General features: G+C 36.2%; 29 protein-coding genes. 11 read left to right on the top strand and 18 right to left on the bottom strand.

Annotated features, from left to right (window positions below; all coding sequences use genetic code 11):
- Positions 1-9 precede the first annotated feature (9 nt).
- Positions 10-864: a helix-turn-helix domain-containing protein gene (locus IV87_RS02205; RefSeq protein WP_057805266.1), complete on the top strand. Its 855-nt coding sequence runs from the start codon at positions 10-12 to the stop codon at positions 862-864.
- Here IV87_RS02205 and IV87_RS11010 read toward each other — a convergent pair.
- Entirely contained in the window at positions 851-1,780 is a 930-nt protein-coding gene (locus IV87_RS11010; RefSeq protein WP_057805265.1) for an NADP-dependent oxidoreductase, read from the bottom strand. The two genes, IV87_RS02205 and IV87_RS11010, sit on opposite strands and share 14 nt — an antisense overlap.
- A gap of 194 nt (positions 1,781-1,974) precedes the next feature.
- Here IV87_RS11010 and IV87_RS02195 point away from each other — a divergent pair, with 194 nt between their 5' ends.
- The 7 genes from IV87_RS02195 (at position 1,975) to IV87_RS02165 (ending at position 6,352) form a co-directional block, all read left to right on the top strand.
- Positions 1,975-2,382: a VOC family protein gene (locus IV87_RS02195; RefSeq protein WP_057805264.1), complete on the top strand. Its 408-nt coding sequence runs from the start codon at positions 1,975-1,977 to the stop codon at positions 2,380-2,382.
- A 133-nt stretch (positions 2,383-2,515) separates the two neighbouring features.
- A complete protein-coding gene (locus IV87_RS02190) occupies positions 2,516-2,845 on the top strand; it encodes a PadR family transcriptional regulator (protein ID WP_057805263.1) in 330 nt (109 codons plus the stop codon).
- Positions 2,838-3,164, top strand: a complete 327-nt coding sequence (locus IV87_RS02185; RefSeq protein ID WP_057805262.1) for a DUF1048 domain-containing protein — start codon at positions 2,838-2,840, stop codon at positions 3,162-3,164. Before IV87_RS02190 ends, IV87_RS02185 begins: the two co-directional genes overlap by 8 nt.
- A gap of 13 nt (positions 3,165-3,177) precedes the next feature.
- Positions 3,178-4,101, top strand: a complete 924-nt coding sequence (locus IV87_RS02180; protein ID WP_057805261.1) for an ABC transporter ATP-binding protein — start codon at positions 3,178-3,180, stop codon at positions 4,099-4,101.
- Positions 4,098-4,856 carry an ABC transporter permease gene (locus tag IV87_RS02175; RefSeq protein ID WP_057805260.1) on the top strand — a complete coding sequence of 253 codons (759 nt, stop codon included), beginning with the start codon at positions 4,098-4,100 and terminating at the stop codon, positions 4,854-4,856. The genes IV87_RS02180 and IV87_RS02175 overlap by 4 nt, the downstream gene beginning before the upstream one ends.
- Before the next feature lie 233 nt (positions 4,857-5,089).
- The gene (locus IV87_RS02170; RefSeq protein ID WP_057805259.1) at positions 5,090-5,953 is read left to right on the top strand and encodes a voltage-gated chloride channel family protein; all 864 of its coding nucleotides are present in this window, start codon (positions 5,090-5,092) and stop codon (positions 5,951-5,953) included.
- Between the two features lie 15 nt (positions 5,954-5,968).
- A complete protein-coding gene (locus IV87_RS02165) occupies positions 5,969-6,352 on the top strand; it encodes a voltage-gated chloride channel family protein (protein WP_338045692.1) in 384 nt (127 codons plus the stop codon).
- 258 nt (positions 6,353-6,610) lie between these two features.
- On the opposite strand, the gene IV87_RS02160 is transcribed toward IV87_RS02165, so the two are convergent.
- Entirely contained in the window at positions 6,611-6,799 is a 189-nt protein-coding gene (locus IV87_RS02160) for a hypothetical protein (protein WP_057805257.1), read from the bottom strand.
- A 400-nt stretch (positions 6,800-7,199) separates the two neighbouring features.
- Between IV87_RS02160 and IV87_RS02155 the strand changes: the two genes are divergently transcribed.
- Positions 7,200-7,838 (top strand): helix-turn-helix domain-containing protein, encoded by a 639-nt coding sequence (locus IV87_RS02155; RefSeq protein WP_057805256.1) that lies wholly within the window; start codon positions 7,200-7,202, stop codon positions 7,836-7,838.
- 185 nt (positions 7,839-8,023) lie between these two features.
- Here the strand turns inward: IV87_RS02155 and IV87_RS02150 are convergent, their stop codons facing one another.
- From IV87_RS02150 to IV87_RS02135, 4 genes are all read right to left on the bottom strand, one after another.
- Positions 8,024-8,338: a hypothetical protein gene (locus IV87_RS02150; protein ID WP_057749819.1), complete on the bottom strand. Its 315-nt coding sequence runs from the start codon at positions 8,336-8,338 to the stop codon at positions 8,024-8,026.
- Positions 8,338-8,538, bottom strand: a complete 201-nt coding sequence (locus IV87_RS02145; protein WP_057749822.1) for a hypothetical protein — start codon at positions 8,536-8,538, stop codon at positions 8,338-8,340. The genes IV87_RS02150 and IV87_RS02145 overlap by 1 nt, the downstream gene beginning before the upstream one ends.
- Before the next feature lie 174 nt (positions 8,539-8,712).
- Entirely contained in the window at positions 8,713-9,030 is a 318-nt protein-coding gene (locus IV87_RS02140) for a hypothetical protein (RefSeq protein ID WP_057805255.1), read from the bottom strand.
- A gap of 50 nt (positions 9,031-9,080) precedes the next feature.
- Positions 9,081-9,401, bottom strand: coding sequence for a hypothetical protein (locus IV87_RS02135; protein ID WP_057805254.1), 321 nt, complete (start codon positions 9,399-9,401; stop codon positions 9,081-9,083).
- A gap of 647 nt (positions 9,402-10,048) precedes the next feature.
- Here IV87_RS02135 and IV87_RS02130 point away from each other — a divergent pair.
- Entirely contained in the window at positions 10,049-10,687 is a 639-nt protein-coding gene (locus IV87_RS02130) for a helix-turn-helix domain-containing protein (protein ID WP_057749831.1), read from the top strand.
- Positions 10,688-10,702: 15 nt separating this feature from the next.
- Here the strand turns inward: IV87_RS02130 and IV87_RS02125 are convergent, their stop codons facing one another.
- Positions 10,703-10,927: a hypothetical protein gene (locus IV87_RS02125; RefSeq protein WP_057749834.1), complete on the bottom strand. Its 225-nt coding sequence runs from the start codon at positions 10,925-10,927 to the stop codon at positions 10,703-10,705.
- A gap of 131 nt (positions 10,928-11,058) precedes the next feature.
- The gene (locus tag IV87_RS02120; protein WP_057749836.1) at positions 11,059-11,262 is read right to left on the bottom strand and encodes a hypothetical protein; all 204 of its coding nucleotides are present in this window, start codon (positions 11,260-11,262) and stop codon (positions 11,059-11,061) included.
- Positions 11,263-11,599: 337 nt separating this feature from the next.
- Here IV87_RS02120 and IV87_RS02110 point away from each other — a divergent pair, with 337 nt between their 5' ends.
- Positions 11,600-12,049 carry a DUF2188 domain-containing protein gene (locus IV87_RS02110; RefSeq protein WP_057805253.1) on the top strand — a complete coding sequence of 150 codons (450 nt, stop codon included), beginning with the start codon at positions 11,600-11,602 and terminating at the stop codon, positions 12,047-12,049.
- Positions 12,050-12,092: 43 nt separating this feature from the next.
- Here IV87_RS02110 and IV87_RS02105 read toward each other — a convergent pair whose 3' ends face one another.
- From IV87_RS02105 to IV87_RS02060, 10 genes are all read right to left on the bottom strand, one after another.
- Complete coding sequence (locus IV87_RS02105) at positions 12,093-13,265, bottom strand: MalY/PatB family protein (protein WP_057805252.1); 1,173 nt, start codon at positions 13,263-13,265, stop codon at positions 12,093-12,095.
- Positions 13,266-14,132, bottom strand: coding sequence for a DUF3737 family protein (locus IV87_RS02100; RefSeq protein ID WP_057805251.1), 867 nt, complete (start codon positions 14,130-14,132; stop codon positions 13,266-13,268).
- 61 nt (positions 14,133-14,193) lie between these two features.
- On the bottom strand, positions 14,194-14,514 hold the full coding sequence (locus IV87_RS02095; RefSeq protein WP_057805250.1) for a carboxymuconolactone decarboxylase family protein: 321 nt from the start codon (positions 14,512-14,514) through the stop codon (positions 14,194-14,196).
- 2 nt (positions 14,515-14,516) lie between these two features.
- Positions 14,517-14,930 carry a cupin domain-containing protein gene (locus IV87_RS02090; RefSeq protein WP_057805249.1) on the bottom strand — a complete coding sequence of 138 codons (414 nt, stop codon included), beginning with the start codon at positions 14,928-14,930 and terminating at the stop codon, positions 14,517-14,519.
- A gap of 71 nt (positions 14,931-15,001) precedes the next feature.
- Positions 15,002-15,745 carry an SDR family oxidoreductase gene (locus IV87_RS02085; RefSeq protein ID WP_057805248.1) on the bottom strand — a complete coding sequence of 248 codons (744 nt, stop codon included), beginning with the start codon at positions 15,743-15,745 and terminating at the stop codon, positions 15,002-15,004.
- Positions 15,729-16,280, bottom strand: a complete 552-nt coding sequence (locus tag IV87_RS02080) for a flavodoxin (protein ID WP_057805247.1) — start codon at positions 16,278-16,280, stop codon at positions 15,729-15,731. The genes IV87_RS02085 and IV87_RS02080 overlap by 17 nt, the downstream gene beginning before the upstream one ends.
- 165 nt (positions 16,281-16,445) lie before the next feature.
- Positions 16,446-17,033 (bottom strand): pentapeptide repeat-containing protein, encoded by a 588-nt coding sequence (locus IV87_RS02075; RefSeq protein WP_057805246.1) that lies wholly within the window; start codon positions 17,031-17,033, stop codon positions 16,446-16,448.
- A gap of 17 nt (positions 17,034-17,050) precedes the next feature.
- Positions 17,051-17,935 carry a LysR family transcriptional regulator gene (locus tag IV87_RS02070; RefSeq protein WP_057805245.1) on the bottom strand — a complete coding sequence of 295 codons (885 nt, stop codon included), beginning with the start codon at positions 17,933-17,935 and terminating at the stop codon, positions 17,051-17,053.
- A 148-nt stretch (positions 17,936-18,083) separates the two neighbouring features.
- Entirely contained in the window at positions 18,084-19,655 is a 1,572-nt protein-coding gene (locus IV87_RS02065; protein ID WP_057805244.1) for an MFS transporter, read from the bottom strand.
- Positions 19,648-20,208, bottom strand: a complete 561-nt coding sequence (locus IV87_RS02060; RefSeq protein WP_057805243.1) for a PadR family transcriptional regulator — start codon at positions 20,206-20,208, stop codon at positions 19,648-19,650. Before IV87_RS02060 ends, IV87_RS02065 begins: the two co-directional genes overlap by 8 nt.
- Positions 20,209-20,342: the final 134 nt, after the last annotated feature.

Raw genomic sequence — 20,342 nt, 5'->3', positions numbered from 1 at the left:
AGGTGAATTATGGAAAATACAAACACAGAGTTAGGTGCCCGAATAAAGAACGAGCGTAAACGCCAAAAAATGACACAACAACAATTAGCTAGCGGTATTTGTTCTCAATCTATGCTAAGTAGTATTGAGAATAACACCTATATTCCAAATGTTATCTTATTTGCGCAACTTTGCGAGCGTCTAAACTTGAGCCTTGAAAAAACACTGCTCCACCCATATCCAACCATTAGCCAAAATTCCGATTTCAATCAGACGATTATCCAGTTGTGTAATGCACATCATTATCTTGAGATGAAAATTTATTTGCTACAAAACAAAATTACGGATCAATTAATTACTAATTCAGACTGGCAAACTTATTACTACTATCTTGGCATTGCAACCTATCAAACCAGTCATAATAAACATGACGCCTTATACAATTTAAACCTTGCGAATTCATATACAGACAACCATACAACTCCAACAACTCTGGAGCTCTTAATCAGAGCCGCCGGTGCTTTTATTAACTACCTTCATGAAGACCGGGCAAGTGCAAATCTCACATTCTTAAGTTGTCTAGCTGACATTGAACACGACAGAATCGTAGCCCCAAATGACAATCTTAATTCAATTTTTTACTTGTATGCTTACTGTTTATATCAAAACACTGAATTTGAACTTGGCTTGCAGGTCATCAATCGCGGCGTAACTTATATTACAGCACATAATTCTCATTTCATGTTAGCTGATCTATTCTTATTACAATCTGTTTTCTTAACCTCTCTGAAGCATTCCCAGGAGGCTAAACTGACTGCTCAAAAAGCACAGTCACTTAGTGAAATTTTTAACACCGAACTCTATTCACTTGCTAGTCTTCATTAAAAGAAAGTAGACTTCTGCCTTGTGAGTGACCCATCTTAGTCATTTTTTGTGCTTTTACAACCTCTTCAAAAGAAAAAATGCGGTGTACGTAGGCCGTTAACTCGCCATTTTCTATTAAACTAGCTAAATATGAATAATTCTTTAACGCGATACGGCCATTACTAAACTGAAAATGTTGATTGATTTTAGGTGCTGTAAAACTTGTTTGCGATAACGATGGTACTTCAACATCATTCAATCTTTGTAATACCTCAGTCAAAATTTCTCCATCTCCCACTGCATCAATAATCTTAGTTATATTCCCCAGCGTTTTTAACGACACATGTAAATTTTCATCATAAGCAATAAATTCATCTATTCCTAATTTTTGGACAAATTTTTGGCTTTCTTTTGATGCCATTCCAGTTATTGTGGCATGTTGAAGCTTAGCTAGTTGAACTAAATATTCACCAACACCGCCCGAAGCACCAATAATCAAAACATGATCATTCGTGCTAACATGCAAAATATCATTAATTGCATGCCAGGCAGTATCCGCGCCACCAATAATGGTTGCGGCTTGAGGTAACGAAACGCCTTTGGGAACCGGAAATATAATTGGTGGAATTTGTGAATTAATCACTTCACTCGCTGTACCACCTGGATTGGCCCCAAAAACTGCTTGTCCAACTAATTTTTGATTTCTTAAACTACCGACTTCTTGAACAATTCCCGAAAAACTATACCCAATCGTTGTTGGCAGCTGCACTGGATGAATCCCTTGTAAACGCCCTTCCTCACCCATCCAATCCCAAGGCAATATTGAAATATATTTCGTTTTAATAATTGCCGAAAAAGGTGATTTTTTTATATTTGTTGTCTCGACAATTTCAAGATTATCAATTCCATTAAAGTTTTTTTGAATAATTTGTTTCATTTGGCTAGACTCCTATCCTTTTAACTACATACTTTATTGAATGTATTTATCTTAACGAATAGGGACTTGATAAATAAAATCAGAATACCGATAAAGCTATTCAGAGTCTTATCATGGGCAAAGAAATTTATACGAAAGCCTTTTCATGATAAACTGACCATACAAAATACAGGTCAATTTAGGAGTTGACACTTATGAAACAAAATCGTCCCATCTCATTTTTTAGTTTTCCTGGTACGGCAGAGGCTGCGGTAAACTTTTACGTTCAAACTTTTCCCAATAGCAAATTGATCAATTTGACCTATTATAGCCATGATGCCCCTGATCTTATCGGTAAAATTCTTACCGCTGACTTCACAATCATGGGTGAACCATTTTACGCACTCGATTTCACAGAAGAACAAGCACCACCGGCCAGTTGGCAGACGTCACAATATATTGAATTTACTGACACAGACGAATTTGACCAAGTTTTTAACCAACTTGCTCAAGAGGGTATTGTGCTTATGGGGCCCGAAGCTATTCAACAGTTCGATAAAGCAACTTGGGTAACGGACAGATTCGGGATTACCTGGCAACTAGTACATCGCCGTATCAAGTAAGTAACTATGAAAATATAGGGAATTTGAATGATTTAAATTCAAATTTCCTTTTTTAATCTCAATTCTTGACAGATCGACTACTATGTTTTACTATGTAGCAGTACTATTTAAGACTAAGTAGTGGGAGGAACTTATGAAAATTTCAACCGAAATGCTTAAAGGCGTGCTAGAAGGTATTGTGCTTCAAATCATTAGTGAGGGTGAAACTTATGGTTATGAAATCACGAAGAATCTTAATGATCACGGTTTTGAAGATGTGGTCGAAGGCACAGTTTATACCATTTTAATGCGACTAGAAAAGCATCAATTAGTGACCGTCGAAAAAAAGAAATCGTCACTGGGACCAGCACGTAAATTTTATCAGCTTAATGATACTGGTCAGCAAAGATTGACTTTGTTTTGGAAACACTGGACATTTTTGACGGCCCAAATGAATCACTTAAAGGAGGATCATCATGTTTAAGTATTTAAAAAAATTACGGCAGGAAAAGAAAGCATATCGTCTATATAAAATACGAATTGAAGCTTTACCACCGGAATATCGTCACACCATGCTAGCCTTAGAAAAGTATCTTTGGAATTGGGCCAAAGGAGATGGCATGATGGGGCTACTTTATTCAATTCTTGACATGTTTGAAGCTGCAGTAGCTGACGGTGAGCCAATTCAAGCGGTTGTTGGAGACGATATTGCCGCCTTTGCAGACAATTTATTAAGGGAATATCCAGAGGAAACCTGGATGGACAAACAGCGTCAAAAGCTACGCGATTCCTATAAAAAATAAGGAGGGACTTATCATGACCCCCATAATTGAAGTAAAAAATATTAAAAAGCGTTTTAAAAAGCAATTGGTTTTAGATTCAGTTTCAATTGAAGTTCAACCGGGCAGTATTTATGCCCTTTTGGGTGCTAACGGAGCCGGAAAAAGTACGCTTTTAAAAATTATTACCGGTTTATTAGACAGCGATCAAGGAAATGTTTTGGTAAACAATTTGACCGTCACCAAAGATTTACACCAAGTTCAACAGTTGTTTAGTTTTAGTGCCCAGACATCTTCTGTCGATGACATCCTAACCGGATATGAGAACTTGGTTCTAATCGCCAAACTGCGGCATGTTGCTCATCCTAAGCAACTCGCATTAGATTTATTAGCCCAATTCAAATTAACCGATGCTGCCAAAAAAAGAGTGGCTGATTACTCGGGAGGAATGCGGCGACGTTTGGATTTAGCGATGAGCCTAGTTGGCAATCCTGAGATTTTATTTTTAGATGAACCAACCACCGGCTTAGATCCAAGCAGTAGGAATGATTTATGGCAAACTATTCGTGAGCTTAAATCGCAAGGAAAAACCATTTTCCTAACCACCCAATACCTAGAAGAGGCAGATCAATTAGCAGATAAAATTGGCTTTTTAGGTGAAGGAAAAATCATTGCTACTGGCACTCCTAGCGAAATGAAACATCTTGCTGGTTCCGAAAAATTACAACTAATTTTTCTAACTTCTGAACAATTAGCACAAGCTCAAACACTCTTAACTGATTTTAAAGTCCAACTTATTGATGAAGTTTCTATCAATGTAGAATTACCCGACAGTATGCAGAGTGTTTTAAAAATACTGCATCTTCTCTCCACAAATGAAATTGAACCAAACACTTTTCAGGTAACTTCACCTACCCTGGATGATGTTTTCCTGAAATTGACGAAAGGAGCTTCATTATGACTTTTATAACGGACACTTTTACCTTAGCTGGTCGCTTAATTAAGCACAATTTACGTAGCCTGGATACCATCATCACCGTTATTTTAATGCCCATCATGCTGTTACTTTTAATGGTCTATTTATTTGGTGGATCCATCGAAATTCCTGGTGTTAGCCATGCAGAATATGTGAATTATGTGTTGCCCGGAATTTTATTGATGACCATCGCAACAGGATCAGCCTATACTGCTTTGCGAATCAATACGGACAAGTTGTCAGGTATGTTTGATCGTTTCAAATCCTTGCCAATTTCCAAATCGGCCGTTTTAAACGGTCAAGCTGTCGCCTCGGTCATTTTTATGATGACTTCTACCTTAATTGTCCTCCTAGTTGGATTTTTAATTGGTTTCCGAAGTCAGGCAAACTTTGCAGAATGGGGACTAGCCATTCTAATCTTGATGGGTTTTGCGCTTGCCATCACTTGGCTATCAGTGCCTTTTGCTTTAGCGGCGAAAAGTGTCGATGGCGCTAGTGCCTTTTCCTATCTGGTCCTAATTTTGCTGTTCATCAGTTCTGCGTTTGTTCCGGTAACCGGCATGCCCAAAGTCATTCAAGTTTTTGCCGAAAATCAGCCAGTTACCCACATTATTCAAGCTATTCGCCAATTATTAACTGCTCAGCCAATCGGCAATCATGGTTGGATCGCGTTAGCTTGGATCGTTGCAATTACCCTCATTTCTTACTTGCTTGGCACACGTATTTATCGACACGTTTAACCGTTTGATGTGCGCCCGCTAACGATGACTACACTCTGTAAATTGTAGACGCAAAAGTCTTGAAATTTATAGGGTGTTTTTGATTCACAAACCTATAAATCTAAAAAATGTTCTAGATTCATATTAATCAATGATTGACCACATACTATTGCTAATCGCTGATGACCTATTTTTTTCAGCCAATCTATGTTTAAATGGACAATGGACTTTTTATTTTTAGAGAGGTACAACTTATGCGAAAAAAATTTCTAATTTTTATGTATGGATTGGGTCTAAGTGTCATAGCAGGGTTTATTGTGGGCTTATTCTACGTGTTACAGAGCTTTCTAATTGAATTCTTTTGGCATAAAAATGTCGACGCTTTTTCCCGCCCTGTAACTAATGCCATCATTTTACTAGTAATCGGTATTGTGATCTTCTTAACACGCAAGCATTTTGGTCAACTACCACGTAACTTTAGTAATGTCATGGCTGAAATTCGACAAAAAGGAACAGCCAACTATCACACTTTACTGGCGCAAATGGTGATTCCGGCAATCATCTTGGTCAGCGGAACTAGTTTAGGACCAGAGGCAACATTAGTGAGCTCTACCGTGCTATATGGTATTTGGATTGGTGACAAATTGAGATACGTTGAAGCTAATTATGCGAAACTAAAAAAATCAAGTTGGCTCATGGTATTACGAGTCCTACTGATACCACATCAGTACCGAATTCACCGTGAGGATTCTCCTGAACATCGTGGGATTTTTTTAAATAAGAAGATGACCAAGGTCGTTTACTTTTTAAACGGTGTTTTAGGATTTTCCATTGTTTATAACCTCTTTGGAGAGCCCTCGCTGATTATTCGAATTGGCGATTCCAACTGGCATTATGAAAAACTCGGTTGGATGTTACTGATTTTACTGGTGAGTTACGCAGTTGGTCATGTATACCTAAAAGTGATGATTGAAATTCGAAAGGTCATTCAGTCTCGGATTTTTCATGAAGTGGCATTGATTACGCTTGGCGGACTTGCTATTTACGTATCCAGCCTCTTAGCACCCGAAATTTTGTTTTCTGGCCAGCATAATTTTCATCTGTTTACAACCAATTGAGTTGGTCACTCGGTACTGTATTTAACCGCTATTTCATTTGCTAAATTATTATTGTTAACCATTGCACTTAATACAGGTTGGGTTGGTGGCGATATTTTTCCTGTGCTCTTCTCAGCAACCATTCAAGGATTAGCTATAAGTCAACTACTACCAAACTTAGATCGAACTTTCGTGATGGTCATGGTGGCAATAGGTGTAAGTTCTGCTATCTTGGAATCACCGTTATTGGTGGGAAGCTTGATGGCTATCATGTTCGCCCCGATAAACTTGTTACCATTTGTTATTTTAGCGACTATTTTATTGATGCTCATAAAATCACTACAACGACGCTATACCAAATACGCGCCAACCGTTTTTGACCAGATTGGTGATTGGTTGCATGGCTTAAATATATTTTAATAATATACTTAACAAAGACGTTCCTTGCGGAGAACGTCTTTGTTTTACTTTGGACATAGAATACGTACTGGTCGTGTGTATTACGCTGCGTATCAAATATTTGTTAATATCGATCTGTATGTTGGTATTTTATCTGAGTTACGCCCCAACCTGACATGAAATGTTTTTGTCTTTTATTTAGCTCACCCTTACTCAAAATTCATAATATTGAATTATCAACTATAACCGAAATTTTAAAATTCAATTTACAATCACCAACTAAACAAGTATATTTGTTCGATTTTGAAGAATCAACTCACAAATTTCTTCAAACAATGCAGTTGATTGAGTATCCAAATCAATTTTATGCGTAGAAATACTTCTTAAAATAGTGATTTCTTTAATAAACTCATCGTCTTTAGTAGTTAGAATAAAATCAATCACATCATGTTTAGAAATTGCATCCAAAAAAATTATTGGTAGCTTCTAGTACTCTTTGTTTTTCATTGGTATTTTCTAACATTCCCAATCGCGTTCTAAATATATTTAGGTCACCTTGTATTTTCAGTTATCCATTCATATTAATTACCCCAGTTCAATTTCTTATGACTATTTCAAATTGAAAACTTGCTGTTTTTTTCTATGAAATCTTAAAAATCAACTAGACAGAAATGTAATCAATTAAAAATATAGTTTAGCAAATACCATGCTTATATGTTGATGATCTTACAAGATCTCTGTTTGCTGAGCCTACTGAGTTTGGTTGTTGTATACTAAACAAAAACGTATTGTTTAAAAAGTTTATAGTATACTAATTTAGTGATTCTAAACCGTAACAACGTTACCAATTTTTGGGAGGGATTTTTGATTGAAAATATCTAAAAAACTAAAAAAATGTCGATTGAGCAATTCTTTAACACAGTCACAAGTGGCAAAAATTCTACATGTATCACGAAAAACAGTTTCCGGATGGGAAAATGATCGCAGTTATCCAGATGTAAATAGTTTTGTGCAATTAAGTGATCTATACAAAGTTTCACTCGATTCTTTGTTACGTGATGACAAGGTATTAAAATATTATAAAAAGCAGAATAAGAGAAATATTCAAATTCACAAGATAGCTAAATATTCTTACGTTTTTAATATCGTAATGCTTGGACTTAGTTATATAGAGCTTTTCAGAATTGCCGGTCTTCATTCTTTACTTATACCTTTATTTCTCCTTATTAACATAGCAATTTTTATTTCTCATTATGAAAACTGGTACAAATTTAGCAACAACGCTTATCGTCTTACGGTTACTTTTAGTTTCATAATTATTTTTGGAATAAATGTTTTACTGAATCTACTAAGCTCAGGCTTTGTATACCAAATGAATAATAACGATATTAATTTTATAACAGGCATGATGTTAGGTAGACTTATTTTAAATTCTCTCATAAGTTTTAGTCTAACAATAATTATTTTCTTCAGAGATGCGTTACATAATTATGAAAACATCAAATAAAACTGTTCAAACGTTACAGCTTTCAAAACATGAATTTATAATCACAAGCTAAATAAGCATATTTATTCGTAAGTCAAACAAATTTCAGGCTGAATCCTTCAACTATCTGAGTTGCAGTACCTAACATAAAACTGATCTAATTCAAAATGCTCAGAACTAAACTTTTAAATGTACAACACCACAATTTAAAAATGAAAGGACATTTCATTAATGAACGATCTTCTACGTGGTACTAATAGTTTAAAATCATTCCAAGCATCCTCAGCATTTTTATTCAAATTAAGTCCATGAAAACCAATCAAAAGATTTATTTGTTGCATATATTTTTCTGCCGAAATAGAGATATTTCTATTATTTAATTTTGAATTATTCAACTCATTAATTTCAATAGTTGTTAAATTAACAGCTTTCTGAACACTTTCAGATGATTTTTGTACAGCTAGCGCTTTTTTAAAAGTAATTAATTTTGAAATAATTTCTTGATTAACTGGGGCTCCCATTATCTTTGACCATCACTAATCAATGCTTTAGTCTCCTGGCTATTAGTTTGGTTGCCGGCTCGGCCTACTTTAACATGACATTTTTTCTTGCTCAGTCCGCCTTTTGTACATTTTAACCCATCAACAAGTTCAGAATGCCATTTAATGCTGCCAAAAATTTTCTGTAATTTTGTAACGTCAAGCTCCTTATAATTTTTCATAATATATCCCCATTATTTCAACATTAAGCAAAACACTTATTCCTTCAACCTAATTAAACTGTAAATTAAAATTTGTTTTTTATTTTTTTAAAAAAATCTCTACATTTTTAACCTAGATTTTACATTGCATAGTTGTGTTAATATATTGTAACTTGGTTACCCTCTATCTTTAACTCATCCCCAGGGCATAAATATAGTATTCACTTCGTTATAAGCTGCTGGAATCAAATCACGAATCTCTTCAAATAAAGCAACAGATTGAGTATCCAAATCAATTTTATGCGTAGAAATACCTCTTAAAATAGTGATTTCTTTAATAAACATCTTCCCCTTAGCATTGAGGACAAGATCACTCACCTCGTGTTTAGAAATTGCGCCTAAGAAATCATTGGTAGCTTCTATTGCTCTTTGTTTTTCATTGGTATTTTCTAACATTCCCAATCGCGTTCTAAATATATTTAGATCACCCTGTATTTTTTGTTGTTTATTCATATTAACTACCTCAATGCAACTTCTTATGACTATCTCAAATTGAAAACTCACTATTTTCTTTTATGGAATCCTAAAAATAAACTGTATAGAAACATAAGCAATAAAAAATAAAGATTATCAAATACCATACTCATCTGTTGAGGCTCGTACATAATTAAAAGCACCTGTGTAATTGCGTATGTTAGGGCAGGATAAAGTGAATATTTGTAAATTCGATTAGATTCCCTCAACACAACTACTGTTCCAAACACAAACACCAATATATACATCACAATTGTCGGAATCGGATAAGCTATATCTGTAAAGGTTCCTAGGACTACTAACGCATATAAGAGAATAGCCAGTATGATCTTCAACTTTAATCGTTTCATAAATTCTCCCCAAAAATTTACTTAATAAATGTAAATGTTTTACAAAACTAATCTTTACTACGGACTCTGATTAGTTTTGTAATTTCTAGCTCACTGTTTAGCCCACAGATAACGTTTAGAAGAATTCGCATTTTCAAGCTAAAATCAAGCTATAATTGAACTTCAATCTCCTAATAAAGCCGCAATTGAAAGTAACAATACCGCAACGCCAAATAATAAACCCAGCCATAACGCAAACATTGTATAGGTTGTACTTATTTTGTTGCTAGAAAGTTTAACTTCTTTTACACCTTTGTAGAATGCCTAAAATTCAAATAAACTTACTAATATTTCAATAATTTCAATCATTAATTAACTTGTCTCTATTTCTTTGTCCGAATTACCAACTTTATCAGATTACTCCCCCACTACCAAAAATCTTGTTATCGGTACTTCATCGGTACTTCGAAAAAAATCAATTTATAACTCACCCTCAATTGTTTAATTTTTCAAATTACTTTAAATACTTTTAACTTTAAACAGAAAAACGAATCTTTCAAGCTGAGTAATCAAGACATAGGTGGCTTATAAATTAAGACAACACATGCACTGTATCTTTTATTGACTTTTTCTATTATGTAGTAAACTAATGTTAGGGAGATTATAGAATGGAAATATCAGATAAGTTGAAACAGTGCCGTATAAATAAATCCTTAACACAAGCCCAAGTAGCAGAAACGTTACATGTTTCACGAAAAACCATCTCTGGTTGGGAGAACGGTCGTAGTTATCCTGACGTCAATAGTTTTGTGAAACTAAGTGATCTGTACGGTGTTTCACTAGATTTGTTGCTGCGAGATGATCGTGTATTAAGTTACTATAAAGAACAAGAAAAAAAGAGTCTTCAGATTCGCACAGTTGCCAAACGCGCGTATATTTTGAACTTCATTATGTGGCTTTTAAGCTACGTGGAATTCTTCAGAATTGCGGGGATTCATTTTCTATTGATTCCCGTACTACTTGCTATAAACATCATAATTTTTATGTCTTATTATGATAATTGGAAAAAACTGCAACATCCTCGATACGCAATTAAAATCAGCTTGAGTTTCATTCTTATTTTTTTCGTACACGTTATCCTAAATTTTGCTAATTACAATTTCATATCTAAAATATCAAACGGTGAAGTGGGTTATGTTGCAGGCTTTATGCTGGGAAAGTTTACTCTTATTTTATTAATGACTCTTGGTCTCATGATTGTAGTTTTCGGTCGCGATTCACTAAAGAAAACTATAAATCAAAATTAAATGAATCACAAATAACTATAATCCACTGAGCAATGCCGTTAACTCGTTAAACATAAGGGCAATTCCAAACCCTAAAAATATTAATGCATAAAGTAGTCCTGACCAAAATCCGTAAATGGAAAAAACAGTAGTGCTTCTATTTGCGTGTTTTCGAAATTCCTTAAATGCTTTACCAAAAGCATTGAATTGCCAAATGGCTAGTAAAATAAATATAAGACCCATTACATTTTCTGAATTCATCTCTGCCGTCTCCAATAATTTGTTAGGTCAATCATACTCTGAATTTAATCTTCAAAGTTTTACGCTACAATAGTTAAAACAGCTGAGAATCAGATTACAACTCTCAGCTATTTTTGAATTAATATTTTTGTTTAAAATCCATTTAATACTAAAGTCATACCAAACCCAAGAAAAAGTATACCAAAGAGCAACCCATACCAAGTACCAGCAATTGAAAAAGCTGTTGTACTCTTGTTTGATTTAGTACGTAAAGTCTTAAAACCACGAGCAAATGCATAAAATTGCCAAACCGCGACCAATAAAAATACAACCCCCATTAATTTTTCAATATTCATTATAGTCATCCCCCTAAATCAAAAAATCATCCAATATATCTAACTAGTTACTTTCATCTTTTATCAACATAAAAAGAAGGCCTTCTTTTCAACTGTTATATTAGCACCAAACATTTCAGATAACTCATCTTTTCTGTCTGTGTTTGCGAGACTTGCAAAATACTGTATGTCTCCATTATTGAGCCTTTTAATTCTAGATTTAGTAACAGAATTGAAGTTCAGTTTTGAAAAATAAAATGTCTGTTTTTTCTGAGCAAACATTTTTAAACTTCAGTTTGTCACCTATATAATAGTAACTATAGCTAGTCACTGTTTAAAAGTTTGAGGAGGTCTTCCGATGCCTTGGGATATGCAAGATTACCCCGATTCAATGAGAAATATGAAAGAACTCGAACGCAAAAAGGCCGTGGACATTGCCAACGCCTTACTTGCTGATGGTTATCCAGATGATCGTGCTATTCCAATTGCCATGAAACAAGCCGAACGCTGGTATGCTAACGCAAGTTCTAAAGAAATGGCCAAGTTCAAAGCTGAGTCCAATCCCACAAAACATGATCCACATAAAACAGACCAGAGACATTCCCGTTTACTAAATGCCAACGAATTAGTTTATTACGAAAATGATAAGTGGCAAGTTGAAGCTGACGGAGCCAAGCATGCTAGTGAAAGTTTTTCTACTAAAGAAGCAGCCCTTAAACGCGCTCGTGAAATTGTGCGAAATAAAGATGCTGCTGTCAAAGTTTATAAAAAGAATGGCAACTTGCAGGATGAAATTCATCCCCGCTAGACAAAAAATGAACCAATCCTGAAATTCAGAATTGATTCATTTTTTATTTTTGTGCTTCAAATTTTGTAATGCCTTGTTTCAATCTTTGCAGTCCATCTTCAACCATCTCAGTTGGACAAGCAATGTTCATTCGTAAGAAATAACGCCCATTACCACGATAAACCGTTCCGTCTGATAGAAATAGCCCGGTTTGTTCGCGAATAAATTTGGTTAAATTTTCAGCATCATCAGTGATCTGACTGACATCAAACCAGAGTAAATAAGTCGCGTTTTCTGACACCAATTGAACTTCAGATAATTCATCTGAAACAAACTGATCCACAACTTTCCGATTTTCAACCAGTTTAGCTTTTAAGGCATGCAGCCAATCCGCACTTTGCGTATACGCTGCAATGGTCGCTGGAATCGCCAATAGATTAGGTTCACCCAGTTCGTCGTTGTTAATACCACGACTCACCGATTCACGCAAGTTTTCATTGGGGACAATGACTGTTGCCGCATGTAAAGCGGCCACGTTAAAACTTTTACTTGGTGAAACGGTCGTAATAGTATGTTGAATCAAATCATTCGGTAATGAGAACAGCGGTGTATACGTGGGTTCCCCAAAGACCAAATCCCCATGAATTTCATCACTCAATAAAATCACATGATGTTTTTTGCATAGAGCACTAATTTGAATCAAGTCATCCCGCGACCATGCTTTGCCAATTGGATTATGCGGATTGCACAAAATCATTAGCGTGGTTAATGGTTCAGCTAACTTCTTTTCTAAATCCACAAAATCAATCGCGTAACTGTGAGTTTGCTGATCATAAACCAAATCGCTAGATAAGACATGGCGTCCATTATTTTCAATCGAATGATAGAAAATATCATACACCGGTGCCTGAACAACCACGTTATCACCAACATGACTCACTCGTTGCACAACAGAAGAAATGGCCGGTACCACACCTGTACAGTACAGCATCCAATCCGTTTTCGGCCGTGCATGATGTTCCGTTTCATACCAACTAGCTACGGCATTAAAGTAATCCGCTTGTGGTTCCTCATAACCAAAAACACCAAAATCTACTTTTTTACGCATGGCTTTCAAGATCGCTGGTGCTGTTTTAAAATCCATATCCGCAATCCACATTGGTAATTCGCCATCTTTAACGTGCCACTTGATAGAATCTGTGCCTCGGCGTGAAATTAATTGATCAAATTCACCCATTTATGCTGACCCCTTTTTGGAAATACCTTTATTTGTCACGATCGTTGTTTGATCTGGATCAATCTTAGTGGGATCTAAAATCACCTCACCAATTGACTCTGCATGAATTGTACCACTGATCGGATTTTTTACACTGGCGATATTAGAATGAATGTCAGCATCAATATCACGACAGTACTCAAAGGCCAGATCAGTTTCCAGTAATCGACAATTCTTCATCACCAAATGATCGATGTAACACAATCCTTGATCGCTTTCTATCGTACAGTTTACTAAGGTAATATTTTTGGTATTCCACGCTAAATACTCACCGTTAATTACCGAATCATAAACTGTGACGTTTTCACAATTCCAAAAGGCATCTTTGCTGACCAATGTAGAATTATGTACCTCAACATTTTTGGCACCATCAAAGGCATAGTTACCGATTAAATCTAAATGATCTACATAAATATTATCGCTGTTCATGGCAAAATAATTTCCATTAGCCTGAACATTTTCAATCCGAATATCAGAACAGTTCCACAATGTCTCTTCCGCATCAGAGAAATGATCATTCTTCAATGAAATGTGGTGACTACGACGAAACAACTTCGGTGCTTGTAGGGTGCTATTAGTAATGGCAATATCATCCGTATACCAAATTCCCGAACGTGACATTGTTTCAAAAATCGTATGATCAACCTTAACATGTTTGCTGTACCATAAAGGATATTTCCACTTAAAAATAGAATCTTTCATTTCAATATTATGACTTTCTTTTAGTGGCGATTCACCCTCACCAAAAGTAGTCCGCACAATAGTTGCATCTTTTTCAGCAAACAATGAGCGTTCACCTTCAAAATACTGATCCGTATATTCTGTCATATTTTCTCCTTCTCTGAAAACAATACAAAAAAGGCTTAGGATTCCCTAGGCCTTCATTAATTTAGTCGGCATAAATTTTCTTTGCCAATCCAAATGCTGACCATGCCTTTGGCCAACCTGCATAAAAGGCAAGATGCGTAATAAGTTCCACCATTTCATCTTTGGTGACGCCATTTTGTTTAGCAAGTTTCATATGTGATTCTAATTGTGGAAACAATCCTTGTCCCATCAATGCTGCACACGTAATCATACTACGATCTCGTGCAGATAATTTATCTTCTCGAGACCAAACTTCACCAAATAAAACATCGTCATTTAATTCCGCAAACTTAGGTGCAAAATCACCTAAATTATCACGTCCTGCAGTTTGTTTTTTAGCCATCTCTAGTCCTCCAATGCGTTATATTCTTCGTCAGAAACTGGTTCTAACCATTCTGGTGTACCAGCAGTAATGGCTACATGCGAGAACCAGCTATCTTTGGTAGCCCCATGCCAATGTTTAACGCCATCATGTGTGACAACCACATCGCCAGGGTGCAATTTGCGTGCTGGTTTGCCTTCTTCTTGATACCAGCCTTCACCGCCAGTTACCAACAAAATTTGGTAACCATTGTGATGAATATGCCAGTTATTTCGACAACCTGGTTCAAAGGTGACATTACCAACACCCACATTAATATCTTTTTCACCAACCAAATTATTCAAATAACTTTGACCTTGGAAAAATTGTTGAAAAGCCACATTTTTGTCGCCCATTTTGAAAAGACCATTTTTAACTGCTTCTTCATTCTTTGCCATTATAAATTTCCTCCTTAATTATAGTACCCATCGAACATCTTAAACCTTAGAGTTTACTCCAAGGCAAGCATTTAGGCTTGCTTTGTCGGGTAAATTGTAAATTCATTTACATTCACTGATTCAGGTTGATCAATCGCAAAGTTCACAACGCGAGCCACTGAATCTGGTGTAATACCCACTTGTTTGTAGAACTCACCCATATCGTTAGCAACCTTTTGATCAGTAATTGAACCTAATAATTCGGTGTTGATTGCCGCTGGATAAAGTGAAACCGTTCGGATATTGGTTCCTTCTTGAGCACTTTCCATTCGAAGAACTTCCATTAGATTACGAACGGCAAACTTTGTTGCACCATAAACTCCAGCACCTGTGAAACTCTTAATTCCAGCTACAGATGAGGTGGTGATAATCTGTCCATGTTTTTGACTAGTGAAGGTTGGCATAACTGCGGCAACGCCATTCAAAACACCCTTAAGGTTGATATCAACCATGTCATTCCAATCCTTAGTACGTAGTTCACTAATCGGAGAATTAGGCATAATACCAGCATTATTGAAGATAACGTCTAAACCACTAAACTTTGATTTTGCTAAATCAACTAAGGCCTGAACTTCATCCGGATTGCGCACATCCGTCACACTGTATGCGGCTTGACCACCATCAGCTTCAATGTCTTTCACAATTTCTTGTAAACGTGCTTCACGACGCGCACCTAACACTACCTTTGCGCCATTTTTGGCTACTAGTTTGGCGGTTGCCTCACCGATACCACTTGAAGCTCCTGTAATTACAATTACCTTATCTTTTATTGCCATTTTCATGACCTCCCAATTTATTTGTTTGAATCTTCTGACATAACCAATTATCAACCGCGCATTGTGCACAGGTCACGCGTGATCCACGAATTGCCAAGCCTTTTTGAATTTCAGTTTCTGGTAATAACTTACCTAGATCTTGTAAACTACGACCAAAGCCGCTCCCTTCATGTGTACAAAACGGATATAGTTTTTTCCCACTAAGATCTACCTGCTTCAAAAAAGTTTTAATCACCATCGGTAAAGTTCCCCACCAAATAGGGTAACCTAGAAAGATTTCATCATCAGCTTGAAAATTGTGTTTGACTGATGAAATCTCGGGTAAACTATCATCCTGCAATTCTAATTTTGCCCGTGCGAGAGTCGTTTGATAATCTATCGCATATGGCTCTTCTGGAATTAACTTTATCAAATCATAATCGAGCTTCTTCGCAATCGTTTTTGCCACAACTTCCGTATTGCCAAACGAGACTTGTTGATACCGACCTTCTAACAAAGTTTCTCCTTGATGAGAAAAATAAACAATAGTCGACATCTCAATCCATCTCCATTCATCAGTTATGTCCTCTTGATTACAGAGATTATGTTACATCCCCTCTTACGTTGCGTCTAATGCTTAAATGAACGGCATTCATGCTTTGAAGGCATGGATAGACAGCAAAAAAAGGTTGGGAAATATTCCAACCTTAACTTTTTCGTGCTATTTAACAATCACACCCAGCACGCCAATCAACGTACTGGCCTGAAATTGATTGATAATTATGCCTTCTAAATCTTCTGAAAATACTTCTAAAGTTTCAAACTCACTTGTAGATAAATCTACTTTTGCCAATTTTGATCCTAAAAAACTTACACCATCAAAGTTACAATGAGTTGCCGTAAATCCCGTTTTGAATTCCACATAGCGAAAATAAGTCTCTTTAAAACTGGAATCTTTTACCACACATTTAATCAATTTAGAATCGCTAAAATTAGCATAATCAACCCGACAATCAGTGATTTGATTGTTTTTCCAACTATTAGTGGAGAAATCAACTCCTAATAGATTACAGGTCAAAAACTTAGTTCGATACACGATGCTTTTTTCAAAATGACAATTAACGAAATTTACCCGTTTAAACGTGCAATCCAGCCACTCACTACTAGTAAAGTCACTTTGTTCAAAAGTACAATCTATGAAGCTAACTTCCGAAATTCGAATTAAGTCATTAGCTTTCAGAAACACACAATTTTCGAATGTTTCACCGGAAACAATGTCTGTAAAATGTAGTTCTTTATCTTTTATCATCATTTTCTCCTAGCAACTTATTTTGCAAATGCTTGCTTAAATCGTTTCACTAATTCGGAAACTACTGGCGATAAAACACGATTTTTCCGCCATGCCAATACGCAATTCGTTTTCATTTCTGGTTGTAGAGGAACAAATTTAATCTTGCGAATATTGCTATCAATCGTTGCGCCTTCGATGACCAACGCGGCGGCAATTTGACGTTCTACTAGCGGTAAAATATTATAATGTAAATTAAAATAGCCAATCACATTTAAATTGTCATTCGGTTCACCCGTCCAATTTGAAAGCAATTGATGAATTTCGGAACGAGCCCCCATCATGAGCGGAATTCCACTCAAATCATCAGGAGTAATGGCCTGCTTAGTTGCCAAAAACGAGTCCTGTGCAACTAATAGTCCCCAACGTTCTGTTCGCGGCAACGTTAAGGTATGATATTTATCTGTATTAATCGGTTCCAACAAAATAGCCAGATCAACTAAGCCTTTATCCAGACGATCAATAATATCATCACTGGTTCCCGTTAAAACAGTAAAAGTGACTTCTGGGTAATCACGAATAAATTCTTCAAGCATCATCGCCATGGTGTCTGAATTGTCAGCTTCAACACATCCAATCCGGATATGACCGCTAAATAATTGTCGGCGTCGATCCACAAATGCTTGTTGCGTAGCTTGGGTTAAATCTAAAATTTCACTCGCCCGACTTTTTAAAAATAAACCAGCTTCAGTTAATTCCAAATGATTTTTTTCGCGGGTAAACAATGGTGACCCTAATTCCGTTTCCAATTCACGAATCTGTCTGCTTAATGTAGGTTGGGTAATATGTAGTTGTTCAGCTGCTTGAGAAATATTACCGAGATCAGCTACGGTCCAAAAGTAACGTAATAAGCGTAGCTCCATTGATAACCCTCTTTTCTTATCCACTAGACATTTAATTAATTGATTTAATTATACATCAGCCACTTATAATACTTATCTAAAAAAAATGGCTAAACAGGCCGTTCAAATTTCAGACCCATTATGCCACTCTTATTTTGTTTCAAATTGGTTAATCTTCTTTGATCGGAATTTCAGTTGATTCAACGTGATTCTTCAATAGTAGTGTGGCACCAATACCCCCTATAATTACAACAAGTGCTGCAGTTAGGGCAACGGCACTCATTCCCTTATCATAGGCATTAACAACCACTCGTTGAAATTCTTGCGCAAAATCACTTTGTTGCACACGGGTTGAAAAAGCTATTCCATGTCCTGAAAATGGTCCAGCTTCAATTAAGGCTTTTTTCAAACCAGTTAATGCGGCTGCCGGCATATTGATTGAGCCTAGATGTCCGTTTAAGTAGGTTTCATATTGCGTATCTTGAATTAAACCTAATCCAACCACACCAACCGTCGTACCAAGTTGACGAAAAACATTTAACAGACCAGAAGCCATGCCCATTTCACTTGGAATCACACCTTCCATACCAGTTGTATTCAACAATGGATTGACCATTCCGTTGGTAATTCCCATCAAAACCATTCCTGGCCAGAGTTCGGCAAAACTTACCGTTGGACTAATGACATGTGCCATCATTAGGAATCCAATTCCACCAAGAAATAGACTAATACTGATCATCCATTTTTTTGAATATCTTGCACTCAAGATACCGACGATTGGTCCTAAAATTAAGGACCACGAGCTAATCGTTAATTGTCGAATACCTGTTTGAATGGCCGAATAACCAATATAATTTTGCATCAAAGCTGTCAAAAACGTATTATACGAATAAATTCCGGCACCAAGTGCAAAAGCGACAATGATCGTTCCAATAAAGTGTGGTTTTTTAAACATTTTGATATTTACCATCGGATCTGTGACATGCATTTCTGCAATCACAAAACCAACTAAGATAAGTACGCCACCAATTAAATAACCACTTACGTCAATATTTATCCAGGATAGATGTGGATTGCTTTCCTTAACAATCAAACCGTAAATAATTGCAAATAACCCTGCAGCTGATAAAAGCATCCCCCACAAATCAATTTTCTGATTTTTACCATAACTCGGCGTTTCGTTAACATAAATGACGGTCAAAATAACGGCAATAATTCCCACAGGTACATTCACATAAAAAATTGCGGGCCAACTAAAATGCTCCACCAAATAACCACCGATTAATGGTCCTGAGGCTGATGACACACCAATAACGGAACCCAAAATTCCTAATGCTAAACCACGATCACGGCCGTCAAAGTTAGAAGCCACTAATGCCATGGATAAAGACATCATTCCGGCACCACCAATTGCTTGAACACCGCGACCAATATCCAAGATGAGTAAACTTGATGCCATTCCGTTGACCGCCGAAGCTAGGACGAAGAGTACCAATGACCCCAAAAAGATTTTTTTCCGTCCATACATGTCACCCAGCTTAGACATAATTAATAAAGTTACCGCATAAACCAAGGTATAAGCATTTAATACCCATTGCAAATTAGTAAAGGTGGTGTGAAAATCCTTAACCATTGTGGGTAACGCCACATTGACAACTGTTACATCTAGCAATCCCATGAAGACCCCTAAACTCATTGCTGCCAACGCGATCCATTGTTTTGTGTTTGTTTTTTTAGTCATCATTTACTTCCTTTTTCTGTTTCATTTGTGCCCGACATTTGTCAATCCACGCTTGTTTTGTCTGACAAATTTTAAGGCTTAATTCAAGAGAACGAATGCCCCATGTTAATGAATTATGATCGCTATCTGGTTCCTGTAACTTAGTTTTAAGATGTTGCTGAACACTTTGATAGATATTCAAATCAGTTTGATTAGCATTTTCATAATCTAACAGAATTTGCCATTGTGCTTCTGAATCTACTCCATCCATTCCCCGAAACTTGAATCGAAACACGGATTCGCGTTTTGCATCCATTGGAATCGGCATCATCATCAATTCTTGAAACCGTTCAATACCAGCTTGTGTGATTTGAGCCATTTTTTTCTTTCGCAAATCATCTTGTTTTTCAATAAATTCAATATAACCATGGTTTTCTAACCGGCTTAATAAAGGATACATAACTCCATTAGAGATTTCTCGCCGTGGAACTAAACTGCTTTCCAAGACCTGGCCTAATTTATAACCAGTCATATTTCTAGTTCTTAAAATTCCTAAAATTAATAATTCATACATAATTTGCCTCCATATGTCGAAACGACTCATCTATCATAAGTCGTTTCGACATATAATGCAAGTATTAAAAAAATCACCTACAAAAGCAAATTGCTTTGTAAGTGATTCTAAATTTTAAAAATGACATTCAGCAA

Source organism: Pediococcus ethanolidurans (assembly GCF_001437405.1).
GTDB classification, from domain to species: domain Bacteria; phylum Bacillota; class Bacilli; order Lactobacillales; family Lactobacillaceae; genus Pediococcus; species Pediococcus ethanolidurans.
The sequence above is the reverse complement of the archived record's forward strand: the minus strand, read 5'-3'. Positions and strand labels throughout refer to the sequence as shown.